This is a genomic window from Nocardioides sp. Leaf307 (genome assembly GCF_001423135.1).
In the GTDB taxonomy this organism is placed as follows: domain Bacteria; phylum Actinomycetota; class Actinomycetes; order Propionibacteriales; family Nocardioidaceae; genus Nocardioides; species Nocardioides kribbensis.
In genome coordinates this window covers 1,114,050-1,127,547 of the sequence record NZ_LMNY01000002.1, presented here as the reverse complement: position 1 = coordinate 1,127,547, position 13,498 = coordinate 1,114,050, and the positions used below count along the sequence as shown (strand labels likewise).

Below are 13,498 nucleotides of genomic sequence, written 5' to 3'. Positions count from 1 at the left end.
CGGGCCCCCTCCGGAGGCGACCGGCGAGGTTCACCCGCAGGACCACCCCGCGCCATCTCGGTGGTGTGGCCTCGGGGCATGAGCGATCTCGGACGCCCCTCCAGCAGCCCCGCCAGCAGCCCCGTCAGCAGCCCGGCCGGCAGCCCGGCCGGCAGTGCCACCTCCACGCCGGTGGGCCGCCGTTCGCTGCTGCGCGCGGGCGCGCTCACCGCCGGCGCGCTGACCACGCTGGGTGCCACGAGCGGGGTGGCGGCCACCTCGCCGCAGGTGCGGCAGGCCGCGTCGGCCGGCGGACTGGTGACGCGACGCCTGACGCTGCCCTCGGGCGTGCAGAGCGGTGACGTCACCCCGCGCACCGCCGTGCTGTGGGCGCGCTCGAGCGGGCGCGGGCGGCTCGTGGCCCACCTGCGCAGCGGTCGACGACGCCGTGTCGTCCGCGGTCCCTGGGCCACCGACGCCTCCGACCTGACCGCCAAGATCGCCCTCGACGGGCTCGCCCCGGGCCGGGAGTGGGAGGCGGAGCTGGCCTTCGAGGACGAGCAGGGCCGGCGCGGCGAGGCCCGGGTCGCGCGGTTCTCGACCCCGTCGCTGCGCCCGGCGGCCACCAGCTTCGTGTGGACCGGCGACACCTGTGGCCAGGGCTGGGGGATCAACCCCGACCTCGGCGGGTTGCGGGGCTACGCCGCGATGCACGCCACGCGTCCCGACCTCTTCGTCCACGCCGGCGACACCGTCTACTCCGACGGCCCGATCGCCGCGGAGGTCGTCGAGCCCGACGGGCAGGTCTGGCGCAACCTGGTCATCCCCGAGGTGACCAAGGTCGCCGAGACCCTCGCGGAGTTCCGCGGGCGCCACCGCTACAACCTGATGGACGACAACGTGCGCGCCTTCTACGCCGACACCCCCGTCGTCGCGCAGTGGGACGACCACGAGACCACCAACAACTGGTGGCCCGGGGAGGTGCTCACCGACGAGCGCTACACCGCCGAGCGTCGCGTCGACGTGCTCGCCGCTCGCGCCCGCCGCGCCTGGCAGGAGTGGCAGCCGATCGCCGACCCCCGCGCCCACGGGCGCGGCAGCGGCTTCGCCGAGGCCCGGATCTACCGCAAGGTCTCGCGCGGGGCCCACCTCGACGTCTTCTGCCTCGACATGCGCACCTTCAAGGACCCCAACACCCCCGGACTGGAGCAGGAGCGCACCAGCGTCCTGGGCCGCGAGCAGCTCGACTGGCTGGTGCGGGAGGTGCGTCGCTCGACCGCGACCTGGAAGGTGATCTCCGCCGACCTGCCGATCGGGCTCGTCGTGCCCGACGGCAGCGCCCAGGAGGGCCTGGCCAACCGCGATCCCGGCGCCCCGCTCGGCAAGGAGCAGGAGATCGCCGAGGTGCTCAGCGCCTTCAAGCGCCACGGTGTGCGCAACACCGTGTGGATCACCGCCGACGTGCACTACTGCGCGGCCCACCACTACGACCCGGCACGCGCCGGCTTCACCGACTTCGACCCCTTCTGGGAGTTCGTGGCCGGGCCGATCGCCTCGGGCACCTTCGGACCCAACGACCTCGACGGCACCTTCGGGCCCGAGGTGGTCTTCAGCAAGGTCGCGGGCACGCCGGGGGAGTCGCCGCGGGCGGGCAACCAGTTCTTCGGCCACGCCGCGATCGACCGCGCCGGGCTGCTGACCATGAGCCTGCGCGACCAGTCCGGCGCGGTGCTGTTCAGCCGCGACCTCGAGCCGCAGGTGGCCACCCACTAAGACACCTCTTGACAAACTGCTGCGGGGGTGTTCCACCCTGCGGGGTGGGAGTGGCCGCGCGCCCGCGCTGTCACGTTGGGGGCTCGGTCCACCGACGAAACGAGTCTCAGATGAACATCGGCAACAGCTTCGAGAACGCGCTCGACCGCATCATCGGCTTCCTGCCCAACCTGCTCGGCTTCCTCTTGCTCCTCCTGGTCGGCTTCATCGTGGCCAAGGTCGTGGCCAAGGTGGTCGCGACCGTGCTGAAGAAGATCGGCCTCGACAAGCACCTGCACGAGTCCGACGCCAACCGGTACGTCGAGAAGGTGCTGCCCGGCGCCAGCCCGTCCAACGGCATCGCCCGGGTCGTCTTCTGGCTGATCTTCGTCTTCTTCCTCTTCGCAGCCATCGGCGCGCTGCAGGTGCCGGCCGTCACCACCTTCATGAACCAGGTGCTGGCCTACCTGCCCAACGTGATCGCCGCCATCGTCATCTTCGTGGTCGCCGCCCTCGTCGCCGGAGCCGTCGCGGCCGGGGTCGCCAAGCTCATGGGCGACACCCCGACCGGCAAGATCGTGGCCACCATCGTGCCGGCGCTCGTCATGGTCATCGCGATGTTCATGATCCTCAACCAGCTGCGCATCGCCGAGGAGATCGTCTCCATCGCGTTCGCCGCGACCATGGGCGCCCTGGCCCTCGGTCTCGCCCTCGCCTTCGGTCTCGGCGGCCAGGACGTCGCCCGTCGCATGCTCGAGGACGCCTACTCGCGCAGCCGCGAGGCCAAGGAACAGGCGAAGAGCGACCTGCGCACCGGTCGCGACCGCGCCCAGCAGGCCGCCGGCTCGAGCGACTCGCCGACCTACGACCGGGCCTACGACCAGGGCTTCGACCCGGCCTACGACCAGGGCGCGCAGACCGCGCAGACCCCGCCGGTGCCGCCGACGGAGCGCTACTGATGGCGAAGCGCACGGACCACGCCGCCCAGGAGGACCGGTACGACGGGCAGCTCGACGGGCCCGCCGCCGCACGCCGCCGCTCCGGACCCACCCGCACCGTGGGGGAGGCCCACGCCCGTGACCGCTTCGGCGGCACCAACTGGGGCGCGGCGTTCTTCGGCTGGCTGGTGGCCATCGCCACCGCGATCCTGCTGACCAGCATCGTCGGCGCCGTCGCCAGCGCCGTCGGGACCAGCCGCGACATCACCCAGACCCAGGCCGAGCGCTCGGCCGGCACGATCGGGATCGTCGCCGCCGTCGTGCTGCTGGTGGTGCTGGTGGTGGGCTACTACGCCGGCGGCTACGTCGCCGGGCGCATGTCGCGCTTCGACGGGGCCAGGCAGGGCCTCGGGGTGTGGATCATCGGCCTCGTCGTCACCCTCGTCGCGATCGTGCTCGGGGCGGTATTCGGCTCGCAGTACAACATCCTCGACCGGGTCAGCCTGCCCAGCATCCCGCTCGGCGGCGGTGACCTGGGCTGGGGCGCGGTGATCACCGCCGCCGCCGTCGTGGTCGGCACGCTGCTCGCCGCCCTGCTCGGCGGCAAGGTGGGGCGGCACTACCACGCGCGGGTCGACCGCGCCGCCGCCTGAGCCCGCAGGACTCCTTCGCCCTCGACGTCCCCGGTCCGCCTTGCGAGGGGCGGGCCGGGGACGGCGTACGTCGTGCCGTGCCGGATCAGGCCGGGGCCGCGATGTTGACCAGCCACGTGACGCCGAAGCGGTCGGCGCACTGGCCGAAGACGTCGCCCCACACCTGCCGCTCCAGCGGCACGTGCACCTGGCCGCCCTCGGCCAGTGCCTCGAACCAGCCTCGCAGCCGGGGCTCGTCGTCGCCGCTGAGGCTGAGGGTCACGGTGTCGCCGGGGGTCACGGTCATGCCCGGCGGGACGTCGGCGGCCATCAGCGTGACGCCGTGCTCGCCGCGCAGCATGGCGTGCATGACCAGGTCGGCGTGCTCGCCCTGCTCGCCCATCTGCGCGAACGTCATCACGTCGAGCTCGCCGCCGAAGAGCGACTGGTAGGAGGTCATCGCCTCGCGGGCGGTGCCGTGGAGGTGGAGGTAGGGGTTCAGCAGGACCGGCATCGGGGCTCCTCAGGGCGGTGGTCGGGCGGTCGCGGGGACCGGTGTGTCGAGGTGCAGACCGGTGGTGTCCTGCGAAGTCATCGGCGTGACGCCGGGCAGCGGTGAGAAGGGTCACCGGGTGTCGGCTTGATCGGCACCCGGGGGGCCGTGGCAGCCTCGGTGCCTCCTCCGGCACACCGGAGGCACCCGGCCCGAGCCGAGGCCCGTCACGGCGCCGGGGTGACCCCAGCAGCACGCAGTGACGGGCGCGGGAGACCCGAGCAGGACGCCGCGGCGCAGGCCGCGGCTCGGGGTGGAGCCGGAGCGACCGCGAGGCAGCGCCGGCCGGGCACAGGCGCCCGAACCCGACAGGACCCCTTCCGCAGGCGATGCCTGAGGACCACCGATGACCCACACCCGCATGCGCACCCTCGGGGCGACCCTCGTCGCCGCCATGGCCACCAGCACGGTGCTCGGCACCGGGCTCACCCTCGACACCGCCCGCGCCGCGGAGGCGGCACCGGCCGAGCGCCAGACCACCCAGGCCGCCCAGACCACTGAGGCCACGGGGACCCCCCGGACCGCCGACGCCCGCCGTGACGACGGCCCGACCCGTGCGGAGCGGATCCTGGGCGTGGCCCGCGCCCAGGCCGACGACGTCTACCGCTACGGCGCCGCCGGGCCCGACGCCTTCGACTGCTCGGGCTTCACGCAGTTCGTCTTCCGCAACGCCGTCGGCGAGGCGCTGCCGCACTCCTCGGCGGCCCAGGTCGACCGCACCCAGCGCGTCACCCCCGCCGAGGCCCGCCCCGGCGACCTGGTCTTCTTCTACGACGGCGGCGGGGTCTACCACGTCGGCATCTACGCCGGCGACGGCTACATGTGGAACGCCGCCAACTCCGAGGCCGACGTCGAGCGCACGAAGATCTGGACCGACCAGCGGTTCTTCGGCCGGGTGCGCTGAGCCCAGCAGGCCCGTCCCGGCCCACCCGTCGGGGCCACTCGTCCGCGGTGCACCCCCCTCCGGCGCTCGCCCGGAGGGGGGTGTTTCCCCAGATGTGGGCATCAGTTCGCCGGCTCCCGCAGACGTGGGGGGTGCACCGCCCTAGACTCCGAGGACCGGGCACCCCCACCCGGCTCTCGGTCTCGTGTGCGCGGAGGCAGCAGGTGCGGCAGGTGCTGGTCAGATCCGGAGTGGTCCTCGGCGTGCTGGGCGCGCTCCTGGTGCCCTCGCTCCCCTCCCCGGCCTCCGCCGCGGGCGACGCCACCGTCGTGGTGCGCGGCACCGACCTGCCCGTGGGCGGCCCGATCGAGCTGTCGTACGTCGGGTGCGCGCGGCTCTACGAGCGCACGGCCGAGGTGCCGCAGCCGTTCGTCGGGCTGGGCCCCGACCAGGCGCCCGCGGGCGAGCGCAGCCTGCGCTACGACCTCGCCGGCGGCACGGCGCTGGGCTCGCTGAGCTACGCCCGCTCGATGGCCTCGACCACGACCTCCGGCCTCTCGGTGCAGGCGCCGCGCGGCGCCGCGGGCGTCGCGTGGGTGGGCTACCAGGAGCCCGCCGACTTCGGCACCACCACCTACTGGTTCGGCCGCGCCGACGTCTCGGCGCCCGCCGGGGCGTGGACCAGCGTGGAGACCACCGGCCTCACCTACACCTGGTCGCGCTACGACATGGCCACCCGCCGCGCCGTCGGCGGCGCCACCGCCGCCCCCTCGACGCTCGCGGCGATGATCGCCGAGCGCGGCGACGGGCCCGGCTTCCGCACGGTCGGCTTCGGCTGCGACGGCAACCGCTTCGCCCTCGACGCGCTGCGCGTCGGCGACGCCACCGGCACGACCACCTACGACCTCGAGGGCCTGACCACCACGACCGTCATGGCCGCTCGCCCGGCCCCGAGGGGCACGGTGCTCACCGGCGTCCTGCGCGACGGCTCCGGCGAGCCGGTCGTGCGCGGCACGCTCGTGCTCGAGCGCCAGGTCGCCGGCGGCTGGGAGACCGTGCAGGTCGTCCCCGCCGAGGCCGTCGACGCCACGGTCACCGTCGCCCCGGAGCAGACCACGACCTACCGCTGGCGCTTCGCCGACCGGCCCCTGGCCGAGGGCAGCGTCTCCGAGCCGACCACGGTCACGGTGGCTCCCGGCCAGGAGACGTCCCAGCAGCCCGCCCAGCAGCCCGCCCAGCAGCCCACTCGGCAGCCCGCCCAGCGCTGACCTCTGCGGGCCCGGCCCGTAGCCTCGCCCCGTGCAGTGCCACCACTTCGACGCGGGTCGCTGCCGCTCGTGCGCCTGGATGGGTCAGGCCTACGACGACCAGGTCGCCGCCAAGCAGCGTCACTGCCGCGGGCTGCTGGCCGCGTGGCCCGACCTGACGTGGCTGGAGCCCCACCGCAGTCGCGAGGAGGGCTTCCGCAACAAGGCCAAGATGGTGGTCGCCGGCACGCTCGAGGCCCCGACGCTGGGGATCCTCGACCCTTCTGGGGCCGGCGTCGACCTGCGCGACTGCGGCCTGCACGAGCCCGGCCTGGCCGCCGCCCTGCCCGCCCTGGCCGACTTCGTCACCCGCGCCGCGGTGGCGCCGTACGACCTCGCGACGCGGCGCGGCGAGCTCAAGCACCTGCTCGTGACCCGCTCGCCCGACGGTGAGCTCATGGTGCGCTTCGTGCTGCGCTCCACCGAGCCGGTCACCCGGATCCGCAAGCACCTCCCGGCCCTCCACGCCGCGCTGCCCGAGCTGGTGGTGGTCTCGGCCAACGTGCAGCCCGAGCACAAGGCCGTGCTGGAGGGCGAGCGCGAGATCGCGCTGAGCCCGCGCGAGACGCTGGCGATGCGGGTCAACGGGCTCACCCTGCGGCTGCGGCCCCAGGGCTTCTTCCAGACCAACACCGAGGTCGCGGCCGCGCTCTACCGCCAGGGCCGCGACTGGGTCGAGGAGTTCGCCCCGGCCTCGGTGTGGGACCTCTACTGCGGGGTCGGCGGCTTCGCGCTGCACGTCGCGGCCCCCGGGCGCCTGGTCACCGGGGTGGAGGTCAGCGAGGAGGCGGTCGCCGCCGCCCGCGCCACCGCCGGGGACGCCCGGCTGCCGGGCCTGCGCTTCGAGGCCGCCGACGCCACGACGTGGGCGCAGGCGCAGGAGGCCGGCCCCGAGCTGGTGGTGCTCAACCCGCCGCGACGCGGCGTCGGGCCCGAGCTGTGCGCGTGGCTGGAGGGCTCCGGGGTCCGCCACGTCGTCTACTCCAGCTGCAACGCCGTCTCGCTGGCCCGCGACCTGGCCGCGCTGCCGTCCTTCGCCCCGCGCCGCGCGCGGTTGTTCGACATGTTCCCCCAGACCACCCACCACGAGGTGATGGTGCTGCTCGAGCGCCGCTGACGGGTCACCGACGGGTCGCCGACGGGTCGGGGGCGTGGGCCGGCGTGGCTAGAGTCGCGGCCATGGACCACCGCACCCTGGGCCGCACCGGCCGTGACGTCTCCACCGTCGGACTCGGCACCTGGCAGCTCGGCGCCGACTGGGGCGAGGTGAGCGAGCACGACGCCCGCGCCGTGCTCGAGGCCTCCCTGGAGGCCGGGGTGACGCTGTTCGACACCGCCGACGTCTACGGCGACGGCCGCAGCGAGCAGGTCATCGGCCGCTTCGTGGCCGACCACCCCGACGCCGCGCTCACCGTGGCCACCAAGATGGGCCGCCGCGCCGAGCAGGTGCCGGAGAGCTACACCCTCGAGCACTTCCGCGGCTGGGTCGACCGCTCGCGCCGCAACCTCGGCGTCGACCGGCTCGACCTGGTGCAGCTGCACTGCCCGCCGTCGGCCACCGTGACCGCCGACGCCACCTACGAGGCCCTCGACACCCTCGTCGCCGACGGGGCGATCGCCGCCTACGGCCTCAGCGTCGAGACCACCGACCAGGCCCTCGACGCCATCGCGCGCCCCCACGTGGCCAGCGTGCAGATCATCCTCAACGCCTTCCGGCTCAAGCCGCTCGACGCCGTGCTGCCCGCCGCGGAGGAGGCCGGCGTCGGCATCCTGGCGCGCGTGCCGCTGGCCTCGGGCCTGCTCAGCGGGACCTACGACGAGACCACCACCTTCGCCGCCGACGACCACCGCACCTACAACCGTGACGGCAGCGCCTTCGACGTCGGTGAGACCTTCTCCGGGGTCGACTTCGCCACCGGCGTGCGGGCCGCCCAGGAGTTCTCCGCCCTGGTCGCCGAGCACGGCCCCGAGGGCGCCACGCCCGCCCAGGTCGCCGTGGCCTGGGTCTGGCAGCAGCCCGGCGTCACCGCCGTCATCCCCGGCGCCCGCAACCCGGGGCAGGCCCGGGCCAACGCCGCCGCCGGCGCGCTGCCGCCGCTGGCCCCCGCCCTGCTCGAGGGCGTCCGCGACCTCTACGACGCGCGCTTCCGCGCCCAGGTGCACCACCGCTGGTGACCCCTCCCCGGCCCCGTGTGGCCGGGAGCGGCGGGCACGACGTACGGTCGGGGCGTGGCCGAGGACTACTGCGAGCTGTGCGACCTGCCGCTGAGCACCTGTGTGCACGGGATGCCGAAGCGTCCCCCCGAGCCCGTGGCGCCGCCCAAGGCGACACCGGTGCGCCGCCGCAGCACGGCGGCCCCCTCGGGGTCCACCGCGCGGGTGCCGGGCTCCTCCAAGCCGGCCGCCGCACCGGCCAAGCCGCGGCGCCGCACCCACCAGGACGACTTCAAGCCCTACATCATCCGGGTGCTCCAGGAGGTCGGCGGGGAGCGCGAGGCCGAGCTGGTGATGCTCGAGCTCGAGGAGCGCATGGCCGAGGTGCTGCGCGAGGGCGACCGCGAGGTCGGCCCCACCGGTGAGGTGCGCTGGCGCACCGCCGTGCGGTGGGCGCGCAAGGAGCTCGCCGACGACGGCTTCCTGGTGGCCCCCCGCCCGGGCGTGTGGCAGCTCACCGACCGCGGCGCCGAGCTGCCCGCCGACGCCCTGGACTGACCCCGCCGCGCGGCCGGGCGCAGCTCAGGGCACGGCGACGGCGATCTCGTCGCCGAGCCGCGCGCCGCGCAGCAGCCCCATCTCGTCGCCCGACCAGAACATGCCGGGGTCGTAGAAGTTCGTGGGGCGGTCGTCGTCGAGCAGCCCCATCGCGGTGTAGGTGGCGGCGACCACCTCGGCGCAGTAGGTCAGCTCGGCCGGGGCGGCCCGCCGGATCCGGCCCCGCGCCCAGCGCCCGGCCAGCGCGACCGTCGAGGGGAACGGCGTGCCGTCGAGGCGGGCGACCGTGCGCAGCACGGCGTCCTCCATCTCCCGGGTCACCGCGGTGTCGAGCTGGCGCAGCCAGGCGCGCTGCTCGTAGCGCCCGCACCACTGCTGCACCGCCTCGCGCAGGTCGTGCAGCTGCACCCCGCGCTGGTGCTGCCCGGTCCACACGTCGCGCAGGCCCTTGCCCAGCTCGGCGTGCCACATCAGCGGCGGCAGGTCGTCGAGCACGACCGCCATGCCGACGTGGTTGACCGGCGCGTTGGTCAGCACCCGGATAGCGTGGTCGGCGGTGGAGCGCCCGCGGAAGAGCCACAGGTCGCCGGTGCGCGTGAGGTCCACGGCCTCGTCGAGGGACAGCGGGGCGGACGGCGAGGACATGAGGAGGAGTCTGCTCGATGAGGTCGACGAAGGTGTGGAGGCTGCTCGGCGTCGCCGGGCTCGCCGGGGTCGCGGCCACCGGGGTGGTCGTCGCGCGCGACCAGCGGCGCCGGTCGACCCTCGGCGCCGACGAGGTCCGCGCCCGGCTGCACGAGCGGCTGGCCCAGGCCGACGGGGCCGAGCGAGCCGACGGGGCCGAACGAGCCGACTGAGCCTGTTTCGCTAGCGAAACCGTGGTGCGCGTGGTCCGGCCCGGCCGGCACCGGCAGGTCCCCCCGGTCGCCGGTGTCCTGTGGATCGCCCCGCCCGCCTGTCGGCGTCGCGACGTACGGTCCTGCCATGGACCTGAGCGACGCCTTCGCCCTCGCCGAGCACCTGCTCGAGCGACACGGGCCGCCGGGGTGGCGCGTGGAGCTCGACTCCGCCAAGCGTCGGGCCGGGGTGTGCCGCTTCGGGCCGCGGGTGATCGGGCTCAGCGCCCCGCTGACGGTGCTGCACTCCGAGGCCGAGGTCCGCGACACGATCCTCCACGAGATCGCCCACGCGCTGGTGGGCCCGCGCCACGGTCACGACGAGACCTGGCGCCGCACCGCCCTCGCGCTGGGCTCCTCGGGGCGTCGCTGCGTGCCCGCCGACGCCCCGGGCGTCGAGCCGGCCTGGCTCGGGGTGTGCGCGGCGGGACACACCTCGGGGCGCCACCGCCGCCCCGAGCGGGTGATGACCTGCGGGCGCTGCTCACGCCGCTTCGACCTCGCCCACGTGCTGACCTGGACCCACCACGGCCGCCCGGCGGTGCACCACCCCAACTACGAGGCCGAGCTGGCCCTGCTGCGCACGGGCGGTCGACCCACCCGGCTGCCGGTCGGCTCCCGGGTGCGGGTCACGGTCGCGGGGGAGCACCACGGCCGGGTCGGCGTCGTGGTGAAGGTCGGCCGCACGAGCTACCACCTGCGCGCCGGCCGGGCGGTGCTGCGCGTGCCCTTCGCCTGGGTCGAGTCGGTCTGACCCGGCGGCGCTCGCCGCCCCGGTCGCCGCGCCGGTCTCCCCCCGGGTGAGCACCACGGCGCGGCCCGAGTGCTCCACTGGTCGCGTGTGCTTCTCCCTCCGGGCCGACCTCGTCGCCGGCGCCGTCGTCCTGCCCCTCGGCGCCCTGGCCCTGCGCGAGGTGCGCGCGCCCCGCGAGCTGCCGTTGGCCGCGCTGCCGGTGCTCTTCGCGGTTCACCAGCTGGTGGAGGCCCTGGTCTGGGCCGGTGCCGACGGGCTGGTCTCCGACACCACCGCCCACCGCGCCGCGCTGGCCTACGTCGTCTTCGCCCTGCCCTTCCTGCCGCTCTACCTCCCGCTGGCGGTGCTCCTGGTCGCCCGGCCCGACCGGCGCGGTCTCGTCGCGCCCTTCGTGGCGCTCGGGGGAGCCGTCGGCGCCTACATGGCCTGGCACCTGTGGACGGGCGGGGTGCGGACCACGGTGCGCGACCACGCGATCGTCTACTACGTCGGCCTGGGCGAGCCCGAGATCTCCACCGGCCTCTACATCGTGGCCGTGGTCGGCGCCTGCGTCCTGGCCGGCCACCGCTGGATCACGGCCTTCGGCCTGGCCAACCTCGTCGGCCTGCTCGTCGTCGGCTACGCCTACGCCGACGCCTTCGCCTCGCTGTGGTGCGTCTGGGCCGCGGTCTCCTCGGTGCTGATCCTGGTGCACCTCGCGCGGGTCGAGCGTGGGGCCGACCCGCGCGGTGACGGGGAGAGCCTGCAGCCACGCACGGACGCCGCCCGGTGAGCGGCCCGCGCGAGCGGCTGCTGGCCGAGCGCGAGCGGGTGGCGTCGCGGCTGCGCGACCTCGAGGGCGACCACCGCGGCGTGGTCGAGGCCTCCCGCGACACGAACGCCGACGACGAGCACGACCCCGAGGGCGCCACGATCGCCTTCGAGCGCTCCCAGGTCGACGCGCTGGCCAGGCAGGCGCGCCACCACCTCGACGAGGTCGACGCCGCCCTGGCCCGGGAGTCCGCCAACGACTACGGCCGCTGCGAGCGCTGCGGCAGCGAGATCCCGGCCGAGCGGCTCGACGTACGGCCCACGGCGCGGACCTGCGTGACCTGCGCCTGACCCCGGTCCACCGGCGCGACGCGCCCGGGCTGCGCCGGGCCCCCGTGTCGATCGACACAGCGCACGGGGTTGGGAGTCGCGACGTCGGCTCCATACTGGAAGACGTATGGCTGACGAGACCCCCACACCCCAGAAGCTCGACATCGACTGGCTGAAGACCGCCGCCGGTGCGCTCGCCGCAGTGTCCTCCGCGGTGCTGCTCTCGACCCTGGGTGCCGCCGGCACCCTCATCGGCGCCGCGGTCGGCTCCGTGGCCGCGACCGTGGGCACCGCCCTCTACTCCGAGGGTCTGGCCCGCAGCCGTGCCGCGGCCGCGAAGGCCCAGGAGGCGGCCCTGTCGAAGGTCGGCATCGCGCAGGCGGAGGTACGCCGCGCCGGGCGCAGCGACGCCGACACCGCGGCCGTCGAGGCCCACCTGGACCACGCCGACGAAAAGCTCGCGGAGGCCAAGGCCGGCCTCGACGAGGCCGTGCTGGAGTCGCGCACCGGCTGGCGCGACCGGCTCGCCGGCCTGCCGTGGAAGCGGATCGCGATCCTGGCCGCCGGCATGTTCCTGGTCGTCATGGTGGCGCTGTCGCTCTTCGAGGTGGTCTCGGGACGCTCGGTCTCCAGCTACACCGGCGGCAGCGACCGCGACGGCGGCACCACGATCTCCCGCCTCACGGGCGGCTCGTCCGCCGGCGACGACGAGCCCACCCGGGACCCCAGCCAGGGCAGTGACCCGTCCGACGCCTCCACCCCCACCGCCGACCCCACGGCCGAGCCCACCGACGACCCGACCGCCGAGCCGAGCGAGGAGCCGACCGAGGAGCCGACGGAGGAGCCCACCGAGGAGCCGACCGAGGAGCCGACCACGGTGCCCTCCACCACCCCGACCCCCAGCGCCGTCCCCACTCCGACGCCGACCTCCTGAGTCACCGGCTGCTCGATCCGACCAGTCGTTCCGCCTGGTTGGCCAAAGCGTGGATCCACAGTCTCAGCGACTCAGGTCGAGGGGACCGTGGGATCAGGCACGACCCGAGGTCGAGCAGGAGATCTGCCAGGGTCGGATCGCTCGCGGCGTAGATCATGCTCCGCGCCTGATTAGCGAAGTCCTTCGCTTGGACCTCGTTCGTGGCGAACGCCGCGAGTGCTGACCATTCGTCGGCGGCTTCCTCACACCAGTCGGCGTGGAGGTAGGCCCCGAAGAATCTGCTGGCCGCAGGAAAATCGCGATGGTGCGCGACAGCTGGTGCTGGATACCCGTTCAGCACTCGAAAGCCATGCGGCATCTCCACATCACTTGTCAGTACGGCTCTCACGGTGTTGGTGCGAGTCGATGAACCATCGGGGAACACAACCAACCCGGCGTTGCGCCAGGACCGGTGGACCACCTCCATGCGGGAGGACTGCCCAGCCTCGAGCCACGCCACGACTCGGCGTCGATGATGTGTGATCGCCCGACCCAAGAGGCTCTCAGCGCGCCCCACGTCGGGAAAAGATGACGCGTAGGCAAGGACCTGCTGGGCGTTGGTGCCCGGTGGATCGACGCCGGCTGTGGGTTCGCCGCCTTCGGGCTGGGATGCGCCATTCCCGACTTCGTTCATTGATCCTCCGAGCGGATGTGATGCCACCGGTGACCGGCAGCGACTGGCTGGGGAGAGCAGAGACATCAGGAGACGGCGACACCGGCGCGCTCAGTCAACGCTGTTCTGTGCCACGTGCTGTTCTGCGATCTCGGCGACGTGTGCGAGCCAGGCCTGGTAGGTCCACCCGTCGTCTGAGGGCAGATAGTCGGCTCCGGCGTCCACGAGCCATGCGTCGAGTTCTGATTCCGTGTCGGCTGCCGACAACAACGTCCGCACGTCACCAGCAAGGTCCTCGTCGCGCGCGGGCTCATCACGGAGGTACGCGCGCACCGCCTCGTCTACATCGTCGAACTCGTGCTGCCAGGATTGGTAGAGGTACGTGCCGGCGAGCTTGCGCAGGGCCGGTAGGTGTAGTGAGTGCAC

The 13,498-nt window shown here is 74.2% G+C and carries 17 protein-coding genes; 13 read left to right on the top strand and 4 right to left on the bottom strand.

Annotation, left to right across the window (positions count from 1 at the left end; genetic code table 11):
- Positions 1–78: 78 nt before the first annotated feature.
- The 3 genes from ASF50_RS14565 to ASF50_RS14555 all read left to right on the top strand — a co-directional run bounded on the left by ASF50_RS14565 (position 79) and on the right by ASF50_RS14555 (position 3,322).
- A complete protein-coding gene (locus ASF50_RS14565) occupies positions 79–1,752 on the top strand; it encodes an alkaline phosphatase D family protein (RefSeq protein WP_082503194.1) in 1,674 nt (557 codons plus the stop codon).
- A gap of 110 nt (positions 1,753–1,862) precedes the next feature.
- The gene (locus ASF50_RS14560) at positions 1,863–2,690 is read left to right on the top strand and encodes a mechanosensitive ion channel (RefSeq protein WP_056865761.1); all 828 of its coding nucleotides are present in this window, start codon (positions 1,863–1,865) and stop codon (positions 2,688–2,690) included.
- On the top strand, positions 2,690–3,322 hold the full coding sequence (locus ASF50_RS14555; protein WP_056865762.1) for a hypothetical protein: 633 nt from the start codon (positions 2,690–2,692) through the stop codon (positions 3,320–3,322). Before ASF50_RS14560 ends, ASF50_RS14555 begins: the two co-directional genes overlap by 1 nt.
- Before the next feature lie 85 nt (positions 3,323–3,407).
- On the opposite strand, the gene ASF50_RS14550 is transcribed toward ASF50_RS14555, so the two are convergent.
- Positions 3,408–3,815: a VOC family protein gene (locus ASF50_RS14550; protein ID WP_056904876.1), complete on the bottom strand. Its 408-nt coding sequence runs from the start codon at positions 3,813–3,815 to the stop codon at positions 3,408–3,410.
- Between the two features lie 385 nt (positions 3,816–4,200).
- Here ASF50_RS14550 and ASF50_RS14545 point away from each other — a divergent pair, with 385 nt between their 5' ends.
- From ASF50_RS14545 to ASF50_RS14525, 5 genes are all read left to right on the top strand, one after another.
- Positions 4,201–4,758 carry a C40 family peptidase gene (locus tag ASF50_RS14545; protein WP_056904875.1) on the top strand — a complete coding sequence of 186 codons (558 nt, stop codon included), beginning with the start codon at positions 4,201–4,203 and terminating at the stop codon, positions 4,756–4,758.
- Between the two features lie 212 nt (positions 4,759–4,970).
- Positions 4,971–6,005, top strand: a complete 1,035-nt coding sequence (locus ASF50_RS14540; protein ID WP_156718296.1) for a hypothetical protein — start codon at positions 4,971–4,973, stop codon at positions 6,003–6,005.
- Between the two features lie 31 nt (positions 6,006–6,036).
- Positions 6,037–7,161 carry a 23S rRNA (uracil(747)-C(5))-methyltransferase RlmC gene (rlmC, locus tag ASF50_RS14535; RefSeq protein WP_056904873.1) on the top strand — a complete coding sequence of 375 codons (1,125 nt, stop codon included), beginning with the start codon at positions 6,037–6,039 and terminating at the stop codon, positions 7,159–7,161.
- Positions 7,162–7,223: 62 nt separating this feature from the next.
- The gene (locus ASF50_RS14530; protein WP_056904872.1) at positions 7,224–8,219 is read left to right on the top strand and encodes an aldo/keto reductase; all 996 of its coding nucleotides are present in this window, start codon (positions 7,224–7,226) and stop codon (positions 8,217–8,219) included.
- 54 nt (positions 8,220–8,273) lie between these two features.
- Complete coding sequence (locus ASF50_RS14525; protein WP_056904871.1) at positions 8,274–8,756, top strand: winged helix-turn-helix domain-containing protein; 483 nt, start codon at positions 8,274–8,276, stop codon at positions 8,754–8,756.
- A 24-nt stretch (positions 8,757–8,780) separates the two neighbouring features.
- Here the strand turns inward: ASF50_RS14525 and ASF50_RS14520 are convergent, their stop codons facing one another.
- A complete protein-coding gene (locus ASF50_RS14520) occupies positions 8,781–9,401 on the bottom strand; it encodes a hypothetical protein (protein WP_056904870.1) in 621 nt (206 codons plus the stop codon).
- 17 nt (positions 9,402–9,418) lie between these two features.
- Here ASF50_RS14520 and ASF50_RS14515 point away from each other — a divergent pair, with 17 nt between their 5' ends.
- The 5 genes from ASF50_RS14515 (at position 9,419) to ASF50_RS19100 (ending at position 12,420) form a co-directional block, all read left to right on the top strand.
- Positions 9,419–9,613, top strand: coding sequence for a hypothetical protein (locus ASF50_RS14515; RefSeq protein WP_056865770.1), 195 nt, complete (start codon positions 9,419–9,421; stop codon positions 9,611–9,613).
- A gap of 127 nt (positions 9,614–9,740) precedes the next feature.
- Entirely contained in the window at positions 9,741–10,406 is a 666-nt protein-coding gene (locus ASF50_RS14510) for a SprT-like domain-containing protein (RefSeq protein WP_056904869.1), read from the top strand.
- Between the two features lie 85 nt (positions 10,407–10,491).
- On the top strand, positions 10,492–11,178 hold the full coding sequence (locus ASF50_RS14505; protein ID WP_056904868.1) for a DUF6629 family protein: 687 nt from the start codon (positions 10,492–10,494) through the stop codon (positions 11,176–11,178).
- Positions 11,175–11,507: a TraR/DksA family transcriptional regulator gene (locus ASF50_RS14500; protein ID WP_056904867.1), complete on the top strand. Its 333-nt coding sequence runs from the start codon at positions 11,175–11,177 to the stop codon at positions 11,505–11,507. The genes ASF50_RS14505 and ASF50_RS14500 overlap by 4 nt, the downstream gene beginning before the upstream one ends.
- A gap of 106 nt (positions 11,508–11,613) precedes the next feature.
- Positions 11,614–12,420, top strand: a complete 807-nt coding sequence (locus tag ASF50_RS19100) for a hypothetical protein (RefSeq protein ID WP_056904866.1) — start codon at positions 11,614–11,616, stop codon at positions 12,418–12,420.
- 1 nt (position 12,421) lies between these two features.
- Here ASF50_RS19100 and ASF50_RS19095 read toward each other — a convergent pair whose 3' ends face one another.
- Positions 12,422–13,093, bottom strand: coding sequence for an RNase A-like domain-containing protein (locus ASF50_RS19095; protein WP_156718294.1), 672 nt, complete (start codon positions 13,091–13,093; stop codon positions 12,422–12,424).
- Between the two features lie 90 nt (positions 13,094–13,183).
- Positions 13,184–13,498: a contact-dependent growth inhibition system immunity protein gene (locus ASF50_RS14490; RefSeq protein ID WP_056904865.1), complete on the bottom strand. Its 315-nt coding sequence runs from the start codon at positions 13,496–13,498 to the stop codon at positions 13,184–13,186.

Coding starts and splice junctions, on each gene's coding strand:
- ASF50_RS14550 (WP_056904876.1), bottom strand. CDS start 3,815: ATGCCGGTCCTGCTGAACCCCTACCTCCACCTCCACGGCACCGCCCGC.
- ASF50_RS19100 (WP_056904866.1), top strand. CDS start 11,614: ATGGCTGACGAGACCCCCACACCCCAGAAGCTCGACATCGACTGGCTG.
- ASF50_RS14515 (WP_056865770.1), top strand. CDS start 9,419: ATGAGGTCGACGAAGGTGTGGAGGCTGCTCGGCGTCGCCGGGCTCGCC.
- ASF50_RS14555 (WP_056865762.1), top strand. CDS start 2,690: ATGGCGAAGCGCACGGACCACGCCGCCCAGGAGGACCGGTACGACGGG.
- ASF50_RS14520 (WP_056904870.1), bottom strand. CDS start 9,401: ATGTCCTCGCCGTCCGCCCCGCTGTCCCTCGACGAGGCCGTGGACCTC.
- ASF50_RS14545 (WP_056904875.1), top strand. CDS start 4,201: ATGACCCACACCCGCATGCGCACCCTCGGGGCGACCCTCGTCGCCGCC.
- ASF50_RS14530 (WP_056904872.1), top strand. CDS start 7,224: ATGGACCACCGCACCCTGGGCCGCACCGGCCGTGACGTCTCCACCGTC.
- ASF50_RS14560 (WP_056865761.1), top strand. CDS start 1,863: ATGAACATCGGCAACAGCTTCGAGAACGCGCTCGACCGCATCATCGGC.
- ASF50_RS14565 (WP_082503194.1), top strand. CDS start 79: ATGAGCGATCTCGGACGCCCCTCCAGCAGCCCCGCCAGCAGCCCCGTC.
- ASF50_RS14510 (WP_056904869.1), top strand. CDS start 9,741: ATGGACCTGAGCGACGCCTTCGCCCTCGCCGAGCACCTGCTCGAGCGA.
- ASF50_RS19095 (WP_156718294.1), bottom strand. CDS start 13,093: ATGAACGAAGTCGGGAATGGCGCATCCCAGCCCGAAGGCGGCGAACCC.